Origin of the sequence: Vibrio variabilis (genome assembly GCF_003263785.1) — a bacterium.
Classification (GTDB): Bacteria; Pseudomonadota; Gammaproteobacteria; order Enterobacterales; family Vibrionaceae; genus Vibrio; species Vibrio variabilis.
In genome coordinates, this window is the sequence record NZ_JYJK01000097.1 from 1 (window position 1) to 20,050 (window position 20,050).

Below are 20,050 nucleotides of genomic sequence, written 5' to 3' on the forward strand. Positions count from 1 at the left end.
CACCGCCCCCGTCACCACCGCCAGAGCTCACCGTTCCACCCTGAAAAATAACGCGACCGTTAGTGTCCAAATAGTCAATGCGATCCTGCTCGGTGACAATCACCGTCGGCGTTCGTTGTCCACTGAGCACGCTATCAATCCAGTCTGCGTAATCCGCAATTTCAGTGTACGCTGCGGTCACTGCTGAAGTCGCATCACCGCACTCAGCAGGGCCAAAACTGGTGATCCCTACCTGCTTGAACATGCCGTTATCATTCCAGTAAATTGGTCCTCCAGAATCACCCTGGCATGTTCCTGCTTTCAAACCATTAACAATAGAAGTCGCACCACTAAAACAAATTTGCTTATCTGTTAGGAAGTTACCGTTGGTAAAGTTGCTAGCGCAGGTCGCGTTGGAGACCCAGAATAGGTCTGCACGTTGCAAAATACTGGTGCCGCTTACTCCCGACTCTACATCTCCATGCCCTAACGCAACGAATGAGGCCAGTCGGCTTCTATATTGACTCGACTCTGTAGACGTAGCACGCGAAACCGAGCTTCCCCCGACACAGAGCTCTCTAGACGAATAATTGCAATGTCATTGGGGAGCAGTTTAGTGATATTGTTTTCAAAGTTAGGGTGGAAGAACACCGCTTCAGCACGCTGTTTTTCAGCGTTAAGAAATTGGTTCTCGTTCTCCAGACCGACAACAGCACTGGTAAACAATACAGCGCCTTCGTCATAACTATTAAAGCTCGATAGACAATGTCCCGCAGTCATCACATGGCGGCTATCGAGCAGCGTACCCGCACAGTACGCACCCGAGGAATAACGTCCGTCGTACTCCAACGAATCTATAAAAAGGCTAACGAAAGAGGGAAAGTCTGAGATCGAAGCGTTGGTGCCATTCACAATCATTGGGGCGATATCAACTTTTGGGGCCATCTCACCTTCAGAATTAACATCAACTTCTGCTTGCACTAAACTCGCCACCAAACCTAGCGGCAGCACCAATGTTGTCAGTAACCATGGTTTCACGTTTAGATTCATTCGGAATCTCCTTTTCTGAATAATCTGTGGGAGTTAACGTGATTTAGCTCTCACTTTCAGTATAGAGTGTTACGAACGATCTCGTCGGTTCGATTAGGTGTGTCTTAACAATGAGTCAATGATGATCAACAACGCCGAGCAAATAGCTCGGCGTTATCTCTAAAGAAAATTTCTTGTTAAAACTAACTAGCGCTCAGCCTTCGTCTCGACCAACCAACATAAGCAAGCAACGCTGTGAAGATCCAAGGTAAGCTTCCGCCGCCACCGTCACCATTCTCGTCTAACGTGTTGGGTTTTGGTGATACTTTTTCACCAAACTCAACACGCTCTTCCTCTGTAAGCTGGTAAGTTGGCTCCTCGCGCTCAGCTAACACACTTTCAATCCAATCGTAGTGCTGTGACACTTCGGTAAACACAGAAGTTACCGGAAGATCAGGGTCGCCACATTTTGAAGGGCCAAAGCTGGTGATCCCAACTTGCACTAAATGTCCGTTATCGTTCCAGTACACCGGTCCGCCGGAATCTCCTTGGCAAGTACCACCATTCAACTGAGTTACGTCACTATAGCGGCCAGAAAAACAGATATAGTCATCGCGTACGCCGTTCAAACCGAAAATATCGCATTGGCTATTGCTAACATAGTTGAGTGCCACCTCAAGTAGCTGCGTAGAATCATCTTCGTGAGAACGGGTATCACCATGCCCTACTGCCACAAAGCTTGCTGGCTGGTAGCGATAATCGCTTTGGGTAACGTAGCTGACAGGTTCGCCAAGTGAGGCTGGCGTTTCTAATTTCAAAATCGCAATGTCATTGCGCCAAAGATAATCTTCTCCGTCTCGGTAATCTGGGTGGAGATAGATTTCAGCAACGCGTAATCGCTCGGCACTGGCGGCATTATCGGTATTCTGAAGCTTGGTTACCGCAACAGTAAACAATTGGTTCCAGCGAGCGGCATTATCATTTCCGTAAAAACAATGCGCTGCGGTCAATACATAGTCTTGACTGAGTAAAGTACCCCCACAAAGCGGCCCTTCAAGCGAGTAATCGGTATAGGCAACGGGATCGGAAAATAAAGACACAAATGAACGATAGTCATCGATATCGGCCACATTTCCATTAACGATGTAAGGTGCTAAAGACGTACTATTTTCACTAGCCGTCATTGAATCTGCGTTAGACTGAAGTGAGAAAAAACTGGTCGATAAAACCGCAGCCACGATTGCACTACGGGTAAATAAACATCGAAACACGAAACGATACTCCTTGTTATGTGTGTCGTGAGGCTGCATATAGCGCAGCATTCCATATCTAGATGCAATAGTAACGTCCTTATTAACCACGTTTTTTTGCACTTCTCACAGCATGACAAAATTCATACAAAAAAGCACCACTGGATGACAGTGGTGCTTTGGGGTGACTCTCAGATTTAAAAAATTAAACCTAGCCGTCAATCTACACTGAAGCTCAATTAACCTCGGTAATAGCGTTGAGGCACAAACGGCATTTTCTCTACCGTCATAGCAAGCTTCTTACCGCGTACTTCTGCAAACACTTCCGTGCCAATTGCCGCAAACTCAGTCTTCACGTAACCCATAGATACAGGTTTTCCAGCCGTTGGACCGGCTGTACCACTGGTTACGATACCAATCTCGTTGTCGTCAGTATCAAACAGCCTCGCACCTTCGCGCACTGGCGCTTTAGTTTGACCAATCAGACCAATACGCTTGCGAGCCACATCTTTAGTTTCGATTTGGTTTAGAACGATATCTGCACCAGGGAAGCCACCTGCGCGCTCGCCGTCATGACGACGTACTTTCTGAATGCCCCACAGTAGGCTTGCTTCAACTGGCGTAGTCGTTGTGTCTAGATCATGACCGTACAAGCACAGACCACACTCAAGACGCAGCGAGTCACGAGCACCAAGGCCGATCCACTCTACTTCTTCATATTCTGTTAGTGCTTGAGCAAGCGCTTCGGCATTTTCAGACGGCACTGAGATTTCGTAACCATCTTCACCCGTATAACCAGAGCGGCTAACAATGCACTCAACGCCATTGATATCCAATTTACGAACGTCCATAAACAGCATCTCAGCCACGTCAGGCTGAATACGAGCCAAAACCTCAGCCGCTTTAGGCCCTTGCAGCGCGAGCAGAGCGCGATCTTCGATCACTTCCATCTCGACACCTTCATCAAGGTGCGCTTGAAGGTGAGCAATATCTTGCTCTTTACATGCCGCGTTGACGACAACAAACAGATGATCGCCTAGGTTTGCCACCATAAGATCGTCCATGATGCCGCCTTGCTCATTAGTAAAGAACGCATAACGCTGCTTACCCGCAGGTAGGTCAATAATATCGACAGGAACCAATGTTTCGAGGATTTTAGCGGCGTTTGCACCGTGCAGACGAATTTGTCCCATGTGCGACACGTCAAACAATCCAGCAGCATCACGACAGTGAAGGTGCTCCTTCTTAACACCCAATGGGTATTGAACTGGCATATCGTAGCCAGCAAATGGCACCATCTTAGCGCCAACACTTACGTGTAATGCATGCAAAGGTGTTTTCAATAGATCTTGGGTTGCTTGTTCTTGAGCCATTGTAATCTCCATTGGGTTGGACCACATTTCAGCGAGTCCTGCTCCTGTTGTAAGGTGAGTGGTTCACTATCGTTATCTGCGCAAGTTTACTGACTTGCACACGCTCGATGGATTCAATCAGTATCCATTAAATGAGTAACCTGATGGTGAAGAGTTCACCACCAGGAAACCATGTTTCCTATAGTGAACAAGGATGCGGGTATTTTTCTCATTTAACAAGATACAAACACCGCAAAATGTGACATTTAACATCCCATTCACAGAATTAAAGTCAATAAAAAAGCGCTATTTCGACGAGTTTACCGTCAAAACCGCGCTACTTCAGAGCATATTCACAACAAAGCAAACGTTTGCTTTCATTATAAGAAACTCAACCAACTGATGATTATTTCGCCGTCACCCAAAGAATATGGCGTCTTCTTCACTGGTTGAGATAAGCATGTGGCCCATATTTGCATCGTAGTAAACACTGTCCCCTTCATTCATGGACATCGGTTCATAGAACTCGGAAAAAAAGGTCACTTGACCCGACAGAATCAGCAAAAACTCTTCGCCATCATGCCTTACCCAATCGCTGTATTCTTCAAAAGCGCGAGCTCTCACCGTGCTTTTGAATGGCATCATCTTTTTATTCGATAATTGTGTTGCCAGTAGCTCGTGCTCATAGGTTGGAGTTGGGTGGGGTTTTCCCTCTCCACGCTTAGTAAAATCACGGCGACCTGTAGCCACTTTTTTCTTAGGTGGTTCAAAGAGTTGCGGCATGTCTATATGCAGGCCTGATGCCAGTTTTTGCATCGCCTGAAAGGTTGGTGAGATCTGCTCGTTTTCAATCTTGCTCAGTGTCGAGCGCGCAAGCCCTGTTCGCTGGCTCGCTTCCTCAAGCGTGAGTCCCATCTTAGATCGAATGTCCTTGATGCGTTCACCCAGTTTAAGAGGCTCGATATTTTCGTCCACTGACTCACGAGCCAGCGTTAGGGACGGATACTCATCATAGATGTCTTCTGACATGCGTTCCTTCTTTTTCATGACTTCCTGTTTTGCAAATTCATTGTTGCATGAAGCGACTTCTATATTAAAGACCAAGTATAAAAATAAAGCGTGCTCTCGGTAACATTTTCGGAAACCGTGTTTCCTATAGGAAATTTCTGATTGATTGTTTGAGCTGACAGAGGTATGTTATCGGCTTGTTAGATGAAGAGATGCACTTGCGCGCTGGTGAGCCAACGGACACCCCCTACTCGACAGCCCGTTTACTGAATGATTTTCGTCCTACTTATTGGGACATATTCGCGCCGCTGTTTTGAACAGTTTACCTGTTCTTACAGTACTAAGACACGACGCAATCGACACCATGAAAAACACAAACGTCGATTGAACAATGGAAGGTTTACCGCCATGAATGCTCAGTACTCAAAAAGCTATCCAAATCACAGCCTAGAAAACTTCTTCTCAACCAATTTGTCTGCGACAGACGATGCTGTGTTCACCGGAATCCAATCAGAGTTCGCTCGCCAGAATGACCAGATCGAGCTAATTGCTTCTGAAAACATTGTTTCTAAAGCAGTTATGCAAGCACAAGGCACTTGCCTAACCAATAAATACGCAGAAGGTTACCCTAACCGTCGTTACTACGGTGGTTGTGAGCACGTTGATACCGTCGAAGCTATCGCTATCGAACGCGCTAAATCTCTTTTTAAGTGCGAATACGCAAACGTTCAACCGCACTCTGGTGCTCAAGCCAACGGCGCAGTAAAACTGGCGCTACTTCAACCTGGCGACACTATCATGGGCATGTCTCTTGATGCTGGTGGTCACCTTACACACGGCGCTCGCCCTGCGCTTTCTGGTAAATGGTTTAACGCCGTTCAATACGGTGTGGACAAAGAAACCCTAGAGATTAACTATGATGACGTACGCGCTCTAGCAATTGAACATAAGCCAAAAATGATCATCGCTGGCGGCAGTGCGATTCCACGCGTTATCGACTTTGCTAAATTCCGTGAAATCGCGGACGAAGTTGGCGCGATCCTAATGGTCGACATGGCGCACATCGCAGGTCTGATTGCGACTGGCGCACACCCTAGTCCATTACCGCACGCACACGTTGTTACTACAACAACACACAAAACACTGCGTGGCCCTCGTGGTGGCATGATTCTGACGAATCACGAAGACATCATTAAGAAAATCAACTCAGCGGTATTCCCTGGCCTTCAAGGCGGTCCGCTGATGCACGTAATTGCAGCAAAAGCAGTCGCGTTCGGTGAGGCGCTTGGCCCACAATTTTCAACGTATATCGATTCAGTGATCGCGAACGCAAAAGTACTTTCTGAAGTATTGCAAACTCGCGGTTGCGACATCGTGACTGGTGGCACTGACACTCATCTTATGCTGGTTGACCTACGTCCAAAAGGACTTAAAGGCAATAAAGCGGAAGAAGCCCTAGAGCGTGCAGGCATCACATGTAACAAAAACGGCATCCCGTTCGACACAGAAAAACCTATGATTACTTCTGGTATTCGTTTAGGGACGCCAGCTGGAACCACCCGTGGTTTTGGCACCGAAGAATTTAAACTCATTGGTGAGTGGATTGGTGACGTGTTAGACGGCCTAGTGGAAAGCCCAGAAGGCAATCCAGAGATCGAGAAACGCGTACGTAAAGAAGTGAAGGCGCTGTGCGCTCGCTTCCCACTCTACACTTAAAGAACAAAACATCCTTAATTTTTGGAGATAAAGCAATGGACAACACTTTGAAGTTTTCTGACAGCCACGAATGGGTACGCGACAACGGCGACGGTACTGTGACTATCGGTATTTCAGAGCACGCTCAAGAAATGCTAGGTGACGTAGTATTCGTTGACCTACCAGAAGTAGAAGACGAAATCGAAGCAGGCGAAAGCTTCTCTCTAGTTGAGTCTGTAAAAGCAGCGTCTGACATCTACGCGCCAGTAACTGGTGAAATCGTTGAAATCAACGAGGAACTAGAAGACAGCCCAGAGCTTATCAACGAAGAGTCTTACGAAGGTGGCTGGATTGTTAAGGTGAAAATGTCTGATGCTTCTGAGCTAGACAACCTTAAGAGCGCTGAAGAATACCTAGCGTCTATCGAAGACGAATAAGCAATACGTACTATAAGCTGCCCGCGGTTGGGCAGCTTATTTTTTAAAGGTCTCGCAGAAGATCTTTGAGAAGGTAAGGGAACCATGACTGAATTACTCAACAGCCTAAGCACACAAAATGAATTTGTTGCTCGCCACAATGGGCCAAACAAATCTGACCAACAGAAAATGCTGGACGCGATTAACGTTCTAAACCTAGACACGCTTATCGACGAGACTGTTCCAGCGCAAATCCGCCTAGAACAACCGATGACGCTGGATGCTCCGATGAGCGAAGCGGACATGCTGGTAGAAATGAAAAAGTTCGCGGATTTGAACCAAGTAAAACGCACATTTATCGGTCAGGGTTACTACAACACCTTCACACCAAATGTGATTCTGCGAAACGTACTGGAGAACCCAGGTTGGTACACAGCGTACACGCCATATCAGCCTGAGATCTCACAAGGTCGTCTTGAGTCATTGCTGAACTACCAGCAAATGGTCATGGACCTAACGGGCATGGAGATTGCGAACGCGTCTCTGCTTGATGAAGCGACTGCAGCAGCCGAAGCGATGACGCTGTGTAAGCGTGCTGGTAAGAGCAAGAGCAAGGTGTTCTTCGTAGCAGATGACGTTCATCCGCAAACACTGGAAGTGGTGAAAACTCGTGCTGAGTTCATCGGCTTTGAAGTTCAGGTAGGTTCTTTAGAATCTCTGCCAGAGCAAGATGTATTTGGCGCGCTCGTTCAATACCCAGGCACAACAGGTGAAGTTCGCGACCTAACGGACATCATCGCTGCGGCTCAAGCAAACAAGACGCTTGTTACTGTTGCCACTGACCTACTCGCTTCTGCACTGCTTAAGCCAGCGGGTGAGATGGGCGCAGACGTGGTTATCGGCTCTGCACAACGCTTTGGTGTACCAATGGGCTACGGCGGTCCACACGCTGCATTCATGGCAACCAAAGATAAGCACAAACGTACTATGCCAGGTCGTGTTATCGGTGTATCTATCGATACCAACGGCAACCAAGCACTGCGTATGGCAATGCAGACTCGCGAGCAACATATCCGCCGCGAGAAAGCGACATCGAACATTTGTACTGCGCAGGCGCTGCTAGCTAACATGGCGGCGTTCTACGCGGTATACCACGGTGAGGAAGGTCTTAAGACTATCGCTCGCCGCACGCACCACATGACGGCAATTCTAGCGGCTGGACTAACGAAAGCTGGCTATGAATTGGCGCATAACAGCTTCTTCGATACCATCACCGTTAACACTGGTGACAACACAGACAAGCTAGTTCAAAAAGCGCTAGCGTCTGACATCAACCTTCGTCAGTTAGAAGGTCAAATTGGTATCAGCTTCGATGAAACCACTACTATCGAAGACATCAACGTACTATTTGCTGTGTTTGAAGTAAAAGAAAGCGTTGAAACTCTATATACAGAAATTGCTGATAACGAGTTTGCAGCGATTCCTGAAAGCTGCCGTCGTACCTCTCGATACCTAACTCACCCTGTGTTTAACACTCACCACAGTGAAACACAGATGATGCGTTACCTAAAACAGCTAGAGAACAAAGACTTCTCACTCACGCACGGCATGATCCCGCTTGGCAGCTGCACTATGAAGCTAAACGCTGCCGCAGAGATGATCCCGGTAACGTGGCCAGAATTTGGTTCCATCCACCCATTCGCACCACTTGATCAAGCAGCAGGCTACACAGCCCTAGCGGATGACCTTAAGAAGAAGCTGTGCGAAATCACAGGCTACGATGAGTTCTCACTTCAGCCTAACTCAGGCGCATCAGGTGAGTACGCTGGCCTAATCGCAATCCAGCGCTACCACGAAAGCCGTGGCGAAGGTCACCGTAACGTGTGTCTGATCCCAAGCTCTGCGCACGGTACTAACCCTGCAACGGCGTCTATGGTGTCAATGAAAGTGGTTGTCGTTAAGTGTGACGACAACGGCAACATCGATACTGATGACCTAGCAGCGAAAATTGAAAAGCACCGTGACAACCTATCAAGCATCATGATCACCTACCCTTCTACGCACGGCGTATACGAAGAGCATGTGAAAGAAGTATGCGAAATGGTTCATGAAGCTGGCGGGCAGGTTTACCTAGATGGTGCAAACATGAACGCTCAGGTTGGCCTAACGAACCCAGGCTTCATCGGTTCAGACGTATCGCACCTTAACCTACACAAAACCTTCTGTATCCCACACGGTGGTGGCGGTCCAGGTATGGGTCCTATCGGTGTGAAATCACACCTAGCGCCATTCCTACCAGGTCACATCGAGAACGGTGTTGAAGGCGAAGACTACGCAGTGTCTGCTGCTGATCTTGGAAGCGCTTCAATCCTACCAATCTCGTGGGCATACATCGCGATGATGGGTGAAGCAGGCCTAACAGATGCAACCAAAGTCGCTATCCTAAACGCGAACTACGTGATGGAGCGTCTACTTCCGCACTACCCTGTTCTTTACCGTGGCACCAACGGCCGCGTAGCACACGAATGCATTATCGACATTCGTCCACTGAAAGAAGAAACAGGCATCAGCGAAGAAGACATCGCTAAGCGTCTAATGGACTACGGCTTCCACGCACCAACCATGTCGTTCCCGGTAGCGGGCACACTTATGGTTGAGCCTACCGAGTCTGAAGATCTGGAAGAGCTAGACCGTTTCTGTGAAGCGATGATCGCTATCCGCGAAGAAATGACTCAAGTGAAAGACGGCGTATGGCCACTAGACAACAACCCACTAGTGAACGCACCACACACGCAAGTAGACCTTTCTAAAGAGGAATGGGACCGCCCATACTCTCGCGAACTCGGCTGCTTCCCATCTGCTCATCAGAGAACATGGAAGTACTGGCCAACGGTTAACCGTGTAGACAACGTTTACGGTGACCGTAATCTGATTTGTTCTTGTCCTTCGATTGAGAACTATGAAGATTAATGAAGTTGGTTAACTTCTAGAAATTGAAAAGCGAGCCTGAATGGTTCGCTTTTTTTGTTTTTGGGGTAAACAAAGAGTCTCAAATACACAACGAATCCGATGCAATCATCAGCTATCAATCTCACTTAAACATTGCATCATCTTGCCATGTAAACCCGACTGCAGTGTGTCCCAATTAAACTGGTTGATATGCTCAATAGCATATAATGCTTTTTCAGAATCTTTTGGCTTCTTGTTGGATCCGCCAATAGTCAGGTGGCGTGTCTTCCCAGTGCTGAGAATCAAGCCCTCTCAAGTAGCCGTAGCAATACAGATACTGCATATAGCCTGCATTAAACGGTTTATCCGGTTGACCCTTAGGAATTAAATGTGGCAGGTAGCTATGGTGGAAATCGCTCTCCGTTTCCTGAGCTTGTCGATAGATTTGGGCAATATTGTCGCGGCGTTGGTACTTGATCATAGTTTGTATAGAACGCCCCATAATATTAGTAAATGAAGGTGTTGTATCGCTCCACTTTGCACCTAAACGAGTGTTACTGATTACCCATACTTTACTATTGATTTGAGTTTCTTCTGTAACCTCAAGCTGTTCAATCAGTTGTCGTCTATTATCTACAGCTTCTGAAACATCAAAATAGTTGGGCATAAAAAACACTTGGGACACTACACCGCCATCAACATGCATCTCGTCGTACACAACCCCATCAATATTTACCGAAATTAACACTGGATTGAATACACCAGGTATGGCCGCCGAAGCGATGATGACATCCTGAAACAGATTAACGGCCGTATCTCCTTGATGTAGGGCGATTTCTCCCATGTTCCAGATAACAGAGCGCTGAGCATCTAAGTGGGTTGTTTTTACTAGAAACAGTCTTCCCCGTAGATGTTGTTCTCGTACTTTATCCAGTATATCTCGGTCTATAAACGCTCTTACCATCTCTTCAAACGGCGTGGTATCAATGAGTGATGGGCTATGAGTTAGAGCCCATAAGCCTCTCTTTTTGTATATGTCCTTGTCTGTTGTCTGGGTATACAGTTCTCGCAGTTCCGGATCAAAATCTTCTCCCAAAAAAGCATGCAAACCGATGATCGCTCCAGTACTGATGCCTGTCACTAAGCGGTACTCGGGTCTCTGCCCACTGTCTGACAACCCATTTAGTAAACCTGCACCATATGCTCCCTCAGCACCACCGCCTGAGATACTCAGATGGTCAATAGTTCTAGTTTTATCACCCAAATCGTTCAAGAGGCTCTTATCCAGTTGTATGGGACGTAAGTATGTTCCCTGCCCATCAACATCATAACTGTGGGTTAGATCTCCCCAAGTACGGATACTGGGATCAAACATCGCCTCGCTTGAGAGTGCGATGTCCGGTGTGAGCGCATTTCGCTGCAAGCTAGGCGCACAGGCTGTGAGTAAAGCACAACTCCCGGTGACGAGAGCCAATCTGACTAAAAATCCAAACTTCATCAAAAGCGCCTCCCCACAGATAGAAAGACGGATTTGCGCTGACCAAAACCGGCTTCTGCCAATACATCCCAATCACGATTGAGTGAGTACTGAAAACCCGCCAGTGCATTCCATTTTTGCTCGGTGCGTTGGCTAACTTCAAATCGTGTATCGTCGATTAAAAAGTTCAAATCACCCAAATCAAGCCCAAGTGCTTTGATATCCCCAGAGAGTTGCTGCTGAATATCTTGATACATGGCACCCACAAATACCCTGAGCTCTCGACCATTATCATACTGCCAACGATGGCCTATTCTGGGTGCGGCGACAAAGGTCTTAATACTGCCATCGATGACATCAATATCGGTATAGGTATAATTCAAATCCAGAAGTGCAAACCAGTTATTAATACCTCCTACCACCGTAGTACCGACACCATAAGTAATACCACTCATATCCAGAGTGAATTTAGCATCCTCTACCGGATTCGCTAGGCCATCTAAGGAAATAGAATCAATGTCTGCGGTACTTTGCGCCTGTGTATACCCTAGAACTCCATACACATTCATAAAGGGTAGTAACCAAACATCGGCACGCAGGGTGACATTAGAGCCTTCAAACTGTGCCTGTTTCGCGTCAATATCAATGATATTGCCAATCCCACCAACCAGATTGATATTATCGATAGTGACCGGGTTACTGATGTCCATATAAGAGAGCGACAAACCATAAGGCTTGGGTAGCGTATAGCCACGCTGCGCCGCTTGTTCTCCCCAAATTGGGAACATTGAATCCTGAGCAAAGCTGGTTGGTGACAGCATTAAAACTGTCGCCAAAACGATGAACGGTTTCATTTTATTACCTTTCTGATATCTTAATTTCAAACGTGAACGGTCTAACGATGACCGTTACAAAACTTGTAAAAACGTATTTATAATTAGGGCATTAGCAATATCGATAAAGAAACCACACACTAAAGGTACAATAATGAATGCCTTATGTGCTGCACCATACTGTTGTGTTACTGCCGTCATATTAACAATGGCAGTGGCTGTTGAGCCCAATGTGATTCCACCAAAGCCGGAGCTGATAACCGCAGACTCGTAATCTTTGCCCATAAATCGGAATACAACGAAGAGAGTGAACAAAATCGACGCGACAACCTGGAATAGCATGACGGTACCAATGAACAACATGGTGCTTTGTAGTTGCCAAAGCTGTAGCCCCATCAGTGCCATGGTCAAGAACATTCCCAAACAGATATCAGAAATCAATGTCTGACCTAGCTGCGCGTTTTCGCTAACTTTCTTTTTCAGAACCAGAAGTTTAAAGTTACCAATAAAAATACCTGCGACAAGGCACGCCACGAACATTGGCAGCTCCAATCCCATCTTGCTAAGTCCAACATCAATAAAGTAACCAAGGATCAAACTTAGATTTAGCATCAACCACGCGTAGAGGTAACCAAAGTGATCAAGCTTGACAGTTTGGTCGTGGCAAATACCGATATCCAGTTGGGTATCACCTTTTGAGTGAAGGCGATGTTTCTTGATTAGATAGTTAGCAATCGGACCACCAATCAAACAGGCAAAGATCAATCCGAGAGTATTGCTTGCCAATCCTACTTCAGCTGCGCTGTCCAGCCCCATATCATTGAAGGTCGGCGCCCAAGCATCGTCGTTCCCACACCACCGATGAGTGATATAGAGCCTGCCATCAAACCTAATACAGCTCTAGGCCAAGCATGGTAGCAACGCTCACTCCAATACCGTTCTGAATAGCGATATAAACAACACTTAGTCCAGTAAGAATAAATAGTGGCTTACCACCTTTTAGCAACGTGGAGAAATTGGCACTTAGGCCAATACCAGCAAAGAAATAAAGCAGCAATGCATCACGCATCCCTAAATCAAAGCTAATAGTGGTATCAAAAAAGGCATAAATAACAGCAACCACAATAGCACATGCGAAACCACCAATCACTGGCTCAGGTATGCTGTATTTTCTTAATAACTCGTACTTTTTTGTCATTAGCTTACCGACAAAAAGAAGAACTATAGCTAGAGTGAACGCAAGGAAGCTATCCACTTCGATAATATTCATTATGTTTACCTTGGTGTTTCTGTGTTTTAAATTAATAACTAAGAGAACGTAGATGCCATCACGTAATAGAATGTTAAATAGAGTGAAAACATGAAAGCAATATAAATGTATTTTTTAACACTGTGACTTTTCATAAATAAACAACTAACCTGAATGCTAATTGAAAAAGAGGCCTGAAAAATCAGGCCTCAACAACATTAGAATCCAAATGAGTATTTGATTAGCGATAGGTTGTCACCATGTTCACGCTTGTATTCATAAGCCAAGCTGTGATTGTTCATAAATGTATAACCTAAGCTTGCTTTAACATCCCAACCACGAAGGCTTTCATTACCTTGGTTAGTTTTTAGATCGTTGTAACTGTAGCTGTACGTTGGTGCTACGCTAGCCCAAAATCCTGACGATGTGTTGTAAATCGCATTCAAAGTTAAGTCACTGTAATATGCGCGGTTTGACATTTCATTATGAGTTAGTGAGCCCAAAGAAAACTCAGGTAAGAAAGCAAAGCCAATGTTGTTCCCGAACATGTAATGTACTGACAGCTCAGTTGATTTTGCCTTCAAGTTCTCATTTTTGTAGTTCTTGTCGTAATCATAGGCAAGCGTCCATCCTAAGCCTGACTTGCTGATTGCGCTAAGAGAAATATTGTGATTATCAAAGCTATCCTCTGAGGTGTACTTACCCAGTAGAGACCAGTTCCTTGACATTTGGGTATCGAACTGAGCGGCTAGGTGCGCACCATCAGACCCGTAACCAACCGAAGCACCAGTATAGAGCTCGTAAGGATTCGCAAAATTCACTCGTTCTGATGCAATTGCAGAAGCAGACATTACGATAGAAGCGGCAATAATAGTTAGTTTAGACTTTTTCATTTGTGTATCTCTTTTAAGTAAATATTGAATTTGTGTTTTGTCTGATTCCCTTCAATGAGGATAAGTATACGCATCCCTACTTATAGAGGAATGAATAGGAGCTATTCATTTTTGAACAATGACTTTTTAATGCCACTAAGTAGTGGCTTAAGAATCAACTCTATCCATAAACCACAGATATAAAAAGAAGCCTGGGTGTATTACCCAGGCTTTCATCTATAGTTTTTATTACTATCTCACAGGAGACTTAATTCTAAAAAATAACGCATAGTTTAGTGGAATTACTATTAACGTTAATGCCGTGGCAAACAGAAGGCCAAACATAATAGTCACCGCCATACTTTTGAAGAATGGATCGACAAGTAATGGTGCTACCCCAAGGATTGTTGTCGCAGCACCAAGGATCACGGGCCTCGCTCTACTCATTGCTGCAGATATAATGGCCTCATAAGGTTGTGTGCCTGCCAATATCTCTTTATCTGCTTGATCGACAAGCACTATGGCATTTTTTACCATCATGCCAATCAGGCTCAAAAAGCCCAATGTAGCCATAAATTCAAATGGTGTCTGGAATACGACCAGTCCTACGGCAACACCACATACGGCTAAAGGTACAGTAAACCAAATTACCAATGCTTGACGAATGCCGTTAAACATAAACACGACAGCTAAAATCATCGCCGTAAAACCATAGGGAGCAGATATCTTGAGCCCTTCGTCTGCTTCTTTAGCTTGTTTGTACTCACCAAACCATTCAAGCTCATAGCCTACCGGCAGAGGTATGCTCTCTATATCTGTACGAATCATGTCTAGCGCCTCCGAAGTCAGAAAACCAGCAGCGGGGTCGGCTTGTGCATGATAGTTGGAACTCGATCAATTCGACGCAGCATGGCATCTTGCCATTCAACGGTGGAGGAATCTATCAACTGCCCAACCTGAACAAACTGACCGATTGTACCACTATGAACCTTGGTGTTTTCAATCACTCTTTCATGATGACGCTCTGACCCAGGAGAGCGAACGACAATGGGAATAAGATCATTCCCCTCTCGGTAAACACCAACATTGCGGCCCGAAACAGTTTGTTGGATAGCTTGATTCAATTCGACTGCCGTTAGACCAAACGTCTGCAACTTTTCTTCTGAGTACACAGGCCTAATTACAGGAACTTGTTGACGCCAATCATCCTGAACAGCGACCACTGCGGGAGACTGCTCCATGATCGCTTTGGCTTGCTCAGAAAGTTGTCTAAGGACTTCACTGTCTGGCCCTTTGAAGCCCACTTCTATTTTTTTGCCTCCACCAGGCCCCAACATAAATTTCCAAACACTGATCGAAGCGTCTGTATAACGTTCATTAAGTTCAACTTGCAGCTCTTCAATTAAAGTTTCTATAACGCTGTAATCATCTACATCCACCAGCATCTGTGCGTAGCTCGCATTTGCAGGTTCTGGTGAGTACGTCAACATAAAGCGAAGCCCTCCTGAACCTATGAAGCTTGTTGTGCTGGTAATATTCGATTTCTCCCACACATCCTTCTCAATCTTTTGCAATATGCTATGGGTACGTTCAATGTCGGTACCTTGCGGCAATCGAATATCAATAGCAAATTGCGGCCTCTGAGATTCCGGCATAAAACCTGGAGGAACGTGACCAAATGTCACTACTCCAATGGAAAATAGACCAACGACAACGAGTAAGCTCTTTTTCTGATTATTAAGTACGAGTTCCAATACACGTTTGTAGTTCTGACTAATTTTTCCAGGCTTCGAGTTTTTCTTGGCATTGACCTTCAAATAATCATGACACAGCATTGGAGTGACAGTGACTGCAAGCACCCAACTCAGCAACATCGAGTAGAGAATTACCCAGAATAACGAACCAGCGTACTCACCCATATTTGATGGTGACAGGCCTATAGCACTGAAAGCACATATACCAACGATTGTCCCCCCAATAAAGGCCACTTGGTTTCGTTGACGATATCATCAACAATTTTTTTACGGTCTGCTGTTGGATTCTTCTGCATGCGGCTTAATACGCCGTCAGTCACGACAATAGCATTATCAACCAACATGCCCAGTGCGATGATTAGCGCCCCTAGGGAAATACGCTGCATGGCGATATCATCTATCAACATTACAATCAGCGTACCAGCCACGGTCAGAACAAGCACGAAGCCAATAACTAATCCCGTTCGGACCCCCATAAATAGCAACAGGACAACAAACACTATCACTACTGCAGCAATCAAATTGTTTATAAACTCGGAAACTGACTCTCGAACTGAGTCCGATTGAATCGACACTTCATGCAGCTCGATCCCATGTGGTCGCTGACTCTCTAACTCTGCAATTCGTGCTTTTACAGCATCCCCCATTTCGACAACATTACCACCGGCGACATTCGATATACCTAGACCGATTGCTCGCTTTCCGTTATACCTCATCAGCACGGAGTAAGGCTCTTCATAACCACGTATCACTGTGGCAATGTCAGAAAGCTTCATAATGGTGTTGTTTTCACCAATCGCCACTTGAAGGTTCTCCAGCTGTTTAAATGAATTAACACTGGACACAGGCGTAATCGCAACACGCATTGTATTGGCATTGAGGCTACCAGCGGTTGAAACCAAGTTTTGACGCTCGAGTACGCTATATATCTTCTCTGCAGACACTCCAAACTGAGCAAGGCGATCACTCGATATTTCCACGTAGACGACTTCGTTCTTCTCTGCCAGAGTCGCTGTCTTAGAGACACCAGGCACCAAGGCAAGCTCACGACGCAAAGAATCTACATAGTCTTGCAACTGCTTGTCGCTATGACCACGACCAGTAACTGCATAGAACTGTGCATAAACATCGGCGAAGTCATCGTTGACAATGGGAGCACCTGCTCCTGGTGGTAATGAGCGTTCAGAATCACCTATCTTCCTTCGGACTTTATCCCACACTTGTTGCAGTTCAGCCTCATTTTTTGAAAACGTCCTTTTTATCTCTACCGTTACCTCTGACATGCCTTGCTTCGATACAGAAGTAATCTCTTTTACCTCTTGAAGTGATTGCAGTGCACCCTCTACTACATCAGTAACCTCATCTGATACCTCTTGTGCTGTTGCTCCCGGGTATGGCGTCACGATAACAGCTTGGCGAATAACAAACTCTGGGTCCTCAAAGCGGCCTAGCTTGAGATAACTGATATATCCACCAATTAAAGTAAGCGCAATAAGCACCCAAACACTTGTACGTTTAGCGATTGTTACGTTGGCGATACTCATTAGTTGGCAACCTCATTCATCATTGGTCGAACCTCTTGCCCGGGCGATAAGCCAACGTGCCAGCAGTAATCACTCTTTCTCCAGCATTGAGCTGAGACGTCACTTGCACGCGCTCCCCTGACATACCTCCAGTTTCAATTGCTCGACGCTCAATCGAGTTGTCTTCCTTTACAACCCAAACGTACTGATTACCCAAGTTATCTGGTGAAATAGCTGAAAGTGGTACAGTGATCATGCCCTCCTCTTGTTCGCTGAGCACCGACAAAACGCGCACTGACATTCCCGGTAGAAGTAAACCTTGTTGTGCTTTTTTAAACTCCAAAGTGACACCATAGGTTCTCGCTGCAGGATCCGGTTCGGTTTCAAACGTCTTCACCTCTAAGTCAAAGGTTTTGCTTGGAAACAGAGACGTGGTAGCAAATACCTTTCTCGGGCTATTTGGCTGGGTCATAATTCGCTCTGGAACCTGGATTACCACTTCGAGTTGCTCTAAGTCATGGATATAAAGAATCGATTCATTGCCTTGAATAAGAGTATGATTGTCAACATATTTCCGCCCGACTACACCATCGAATGGCGCTTTAAGCACAGTTTCGTCGAGTCTACGTTCAGCTTCTTCGAGTTTGCTTATCGCTAATTGATAACGGAGCTTTATCTCATCCAACTGACTCTTTGAGATCGCCTGCTTACCGTTATAAAGTTGCAACGCGCGCTTATATTCAGTTTGTGAGTTTGAGGCTTCATTCTTGGCAGCTTGTAGAGCAATCTCTGCATCCACTGGATCAAGTTTTGCGATAATCTGCCCTTTTGAAACGCTATCCCCTTGCTCAACCATGAGCTCTACCAAACGGCCTGCACTACGAAATGAAAGCTCTGCACGGTGTGAAGAACGAACCACACCATTGAAATAAAGGTCGGCAACGACTTGAGGGGTAATAGTTTCGATAATAGCTGGACGAACGACGGGCACTTGTTCAATGCTTTGTTCACTTTTGCATCCGGTTAATAAAACCGATGCAGAAAGTCCAACTGTCAACAAAAAAGGCTTGGTATGAAAGTAATCTGACAACATTGGGCGATTCACGGAGCTCTCCAAGATTTCTTAAAGATGATTAAAAATGTGATAGATGGTCTCTATCTGTTGGTTGAGAGTTTAAAGAAATCGCCCTATCTCTCTAGGTTTAGCTGTTATTCATTTTTGAACATTGGCTTTCCCCAATTATGAATAACTCTTATTCGTTCTTTTCCGCTTAGTAACGAAGTAGGTTATCGATGAAGATTTATTTCTATAGAGAGGTATAAATGAGCGACAAAAACCCACTACGGCAAAACGACTATCAAGAATCGATTTGCCTCAATAATCGCCCCTATTGTTTGTTGGACATAGGCGATGGACCATGCACCATCGTTCTAGTAACAAGCATTGATGAGCACAAAACCAACGCTAAGCCAGACACTGGGAGGAAAATTCTATTCGATATATCTGAAAGTTGGGGACATGACCCTGAGAAGTTGCGAGCTGGAGATATCGAGTTATTGTCTAACGACATACATTTACTGCTGGATGTGTTCTGGCTAAACAAGGTTGAGTTTGATACGACAGTTGCAGGGCTAGATCTTTCGTCGATAACAAAGCGACTGACTGCTTGTCGATGTTCAGCAAGCTGAGTTGAGGTTAGGTGTTACAGGAGCGCTGGAGTTTCTTTGTGATTCAGCGTTTCTGCTATTTGGCATTGTCGTTAAACACGACTTGTTATAATTCCCTCCATTAGACAGTCGAAAATCCCAAGTGAAGCGAGCGTTCGTTACTTCATAAATCAACAAACAACCACAAAGCTACCTAGTGGTCTTAGCACTGTACCAATAATAAAAAGTAACAAGTGAGTTAAAGGAATCACCTAAGGCTGTATGCCAATAGTCTGCTCGGCTATATCTGGTTGCAGTACGTCATTAAAAAAACTCTGCATTGTTTGATGCAGATACTGGTTTAATGGATAGCCGCGCTTCGCCTGCAAATAACCACCTACAACTGAGACACTCCTCAGTTCTTTGGGCATCAGAGGAAGAGGATAACATTGGAGTTCATCATTATGAGTAAGTAAATAACTGCTATTGAACTTAAATGCGTCCGAGTTAACAAGCTTATCAACCGCAATGGAGATACTGTGAGTGCTTAGCACTATATTGGGTGTGTATCCTCTAGAAGTGAACAAACTATTGGTATAAGGGTCTTGATTTGGATTGACACTTTCCGAGAATAGCTTAACCAGAGGAAGTTTATGGATAACATCCCAGTCTGATGTTTTACTTAGCACTGGATGGTTTTTTCTCGCTACTAAGTTAATCTTAATATCTGATAAGTGATGGGTATATATGTCTTGTGGAATTGGAAATGGTTCATAGTGAACCATGTAGTCTATATTTCGGTCTAGTATTTGTGAAAGCGTGTCTTGTTGCCAATATACTAAAGATAGGTTTGCTTTAGGTAGCGCTTGAACTAGTGCCTGATATATCCCTCGCCCAAAAATCTCAAGCAAGGTCAACTCAAAGGCAATCACGACCGTCCCTTCATAATTATCAGGGTCGAAGCTGCTGTAGGCTTCAAGTACCTCGCTAAACGGCGTCAACATGTTCTCCGCAGCT

General features: G+C 45.4%; 14 protein-coding genes and 3 pseudogenes. 4 read left to right on the plus strand and 13 right to left on the minus strand.

The window, feature by feature from the left end; translation table 11 throughout:
• The 5 genes and pseudogenes from TZ48_RS25985 to TZ48_RS18335 form a co-directional block, all read right to left on the minus strand.
• On the minus strand, nt 1-487 hold a 487-nt coding region (locus TZ48_RS25985), incomplete at its 3' end, for a trypsin-like serine protease (protein ID WP_162674651.1).
• Nucleotides 466-1,029, minus strand: coding sequence for a trypsin-like serine protease (locus tag TZ48_RS25990; protein WP_112480197.1), 564 nt, complete (start codon nt 1,027-1,029; stop codon nt 466-468). The genes TZ48_RS25990 and TZ48_RS25985, both read right to left, overlap by 22 nt.
• Before the next feature lie 182 nt (nt 1,030-1,211).
• A complete protein-coding gene (locus tag TZ48_RS18325; protein WP_162674647.1) occupies nt 1,212-2,279 on the minus strand; it encodes a S1 family peptidase in 1,068 nt (355 codons plus the stop codon).
• Nucleotides 2,280-2,497: 218 nt separating this feature from the next.
• Nucleotides 2,498-3,631, minus strand: coding sequence for a glycine cleavage system aminomethyltransferase GcvT (gene gcvT, locus TZ48_RS18330; RefSeq protein WP_112480199.1), 1,134 nt, complete (start codon nt 3,629-3,631; stop codon nt 2,498-2,500).
• A 385-nt stretch (nt 3,632-4,016) separates the two neighbouring features.
• A pseudogene (locus TZ48_RS18335) lies at nt 4,017-4,639 on the minus strand (helix-turn-helix domain-containing protein).
• Between the two features lie 387 nt (nt 4,640-5,026).
• Between TZ48_RS18335 and TZ48_RS18340 the strand changes: the two are divergent.
• From TZ48_RS18340 to gcvP, 3 genes are all read left to right on the plus strand, one after another.
• Complete coding sequence (locus TZ48_RS18340; RefSeq protein WP_112480200.1) at nt 5,027-6,334, plus strand: serine hydroxymethyltransferase; 1,308 nt, start codon at nt 5,027-5,029, stop codon at nt 6,332-6,334.
• Nucleotides 6,335-6,369: 35 nt separating this feature from the next.
• Complete coding sequence (gene gcvH / locus TZ48_RS18345; protein WP_042470057.1) at nt 6,370-6,750, plus strand: glycine cleavage system protein GcvH; 381 nt, start codon at nt 6,370-6,372, stop codon at nt 6,748-6,750.
• Nucleotides 6,751-6,834: 84 nt separating this feature from the next.
• Nucleotides 6,835-9,699, plus strand: a complete 2,865-nt coding sequence (gene gcvP / locus TZ48_RS18350) for an aminomethyl-transferring glycine dehydrogenase (protein ID WP_112480201.1) — start codon at nt 6,835-6,837, stop codon at nt 9,697-9,699.
• Between the two features lie 214 nt (nt 9,700-9,913).
• Here the strand turns inward: gcvP and TZ48_RS18355 are convergent, their stop codons facing one another.
• From TZ48_RS18355 to TZ48_RS18380, 7 genes and pseudogenes are all read right to left on the minus strand, one after another.
• Nucleotides 9,914-11,176, minus strand: a complete 1,263-nt coding sequence (locus TZ48_RS18355; RefSeq protein ID WP_112480202.1) for a patatin-like phospholipase family protein — start codon at nt 11,174-11,176, stop codon at nt 9,914-9,916.
• Nucleotides 11,176-12,009 carry a hypothetical protein gene (locus tag TZ48_RS18360; protein WP_112480203.1) on the minus strand — a complete coding sequence of 278 codons (834 nt, stop codon included), beginning with the start codon at nt 12,007-12,009 and terminating at the stop codon, nt 11,176-11,178. The genes TZ48_RS18355 and TZ48_RS18360 overlap by 1 nt, the downstream gene beginning before the upstream one ends.
• Before the next feature lie 54 nt (nt 12,010-12,063).
• A pseudogene (gltS, locus tag TZ48_RS18365) lies at nt 12,064-13,258 on the minus strand (sodium/glutamate symporter).
• Nucleotides 13,259-13,455: 197 nt separating this feature from the next.
• Nucleotides 13,456-14,130, minus strand: a complete 675-nt coding sequence (locus TZ48_RS18370; RefSeq protein WP_112480204.1) for an oligogalacturonate-specific porin KdgM family protein — start codon at nt 14,128-14,130, stop codon at nt 13,456-13,458.
• Nucleotides 14,131-14,361: 231 nt separating this feature from the next.
• Nucleotides 14,362-14,937, minus strand: a complete 576-nt coding sequence (locus TZ48_RS26475; RefSeq protein ID WP_420822962.1) for an efflux RND transporter permease subunit — start codon at nt 14,935-14,937, stop codon at nt 14,362-14,364.
• 17 nt (nt 14,938-14,954) lie between these two features.
• A pseudogene (locus tag TZ48_RS18375) lies at nt 14,955-17,407 on the minus strand (efflux RND transporter permease subunit).
• A 19-nt stretch (nt 17,408-17,426) separates the two neighbouring features.
• Nucleotides 17,427-18,491: an efflux RND transporter periplasmic adaptor subunit gene (locus TZ48_RS18380; protein WP_112480205.1), complete on the minus strand. Its 1,065-nt coding sequence runs from the start codon at nt 18,489-18,491 to the stop codon at nt 17,427-17,429.
• A gap of 218 nt (nt 18,492-18,709) precedes the next feature.
• Between TZ48_RS18380 and TZ48_RS18385 the strand changes: the two genes are divergently transcribed.
• A complete protein-coding gene (locus TZ48_RS18385) occupies nt 18,710-19,075 on the plus strand; it encodes a hypothetical protein (protein WP_112480206.1) in 366 nt (121 codons plus the stop codon).
• Between the two features lie 230 nt (nt 19,076-19,305).
• Here TZ48_RS18385 and TZ48_RS18390 read toward each other — a convergent pair whose 3' ends face one another.
• The gene (locus tag TZ48_RS18390; protein WP_239670958.1) at nt 19,306-20,037 is read right to left on the minus strand and encodes a LysR substrate-binding domain-containing protein; all 732 of its coding nucleotides are present in this window, start codon (nt 20,035-20,037) and stop codon (nt 19,306-19,308) included.
• Nucleotides 20,038-20,050 lie beyond the last annotated feature (13 nt).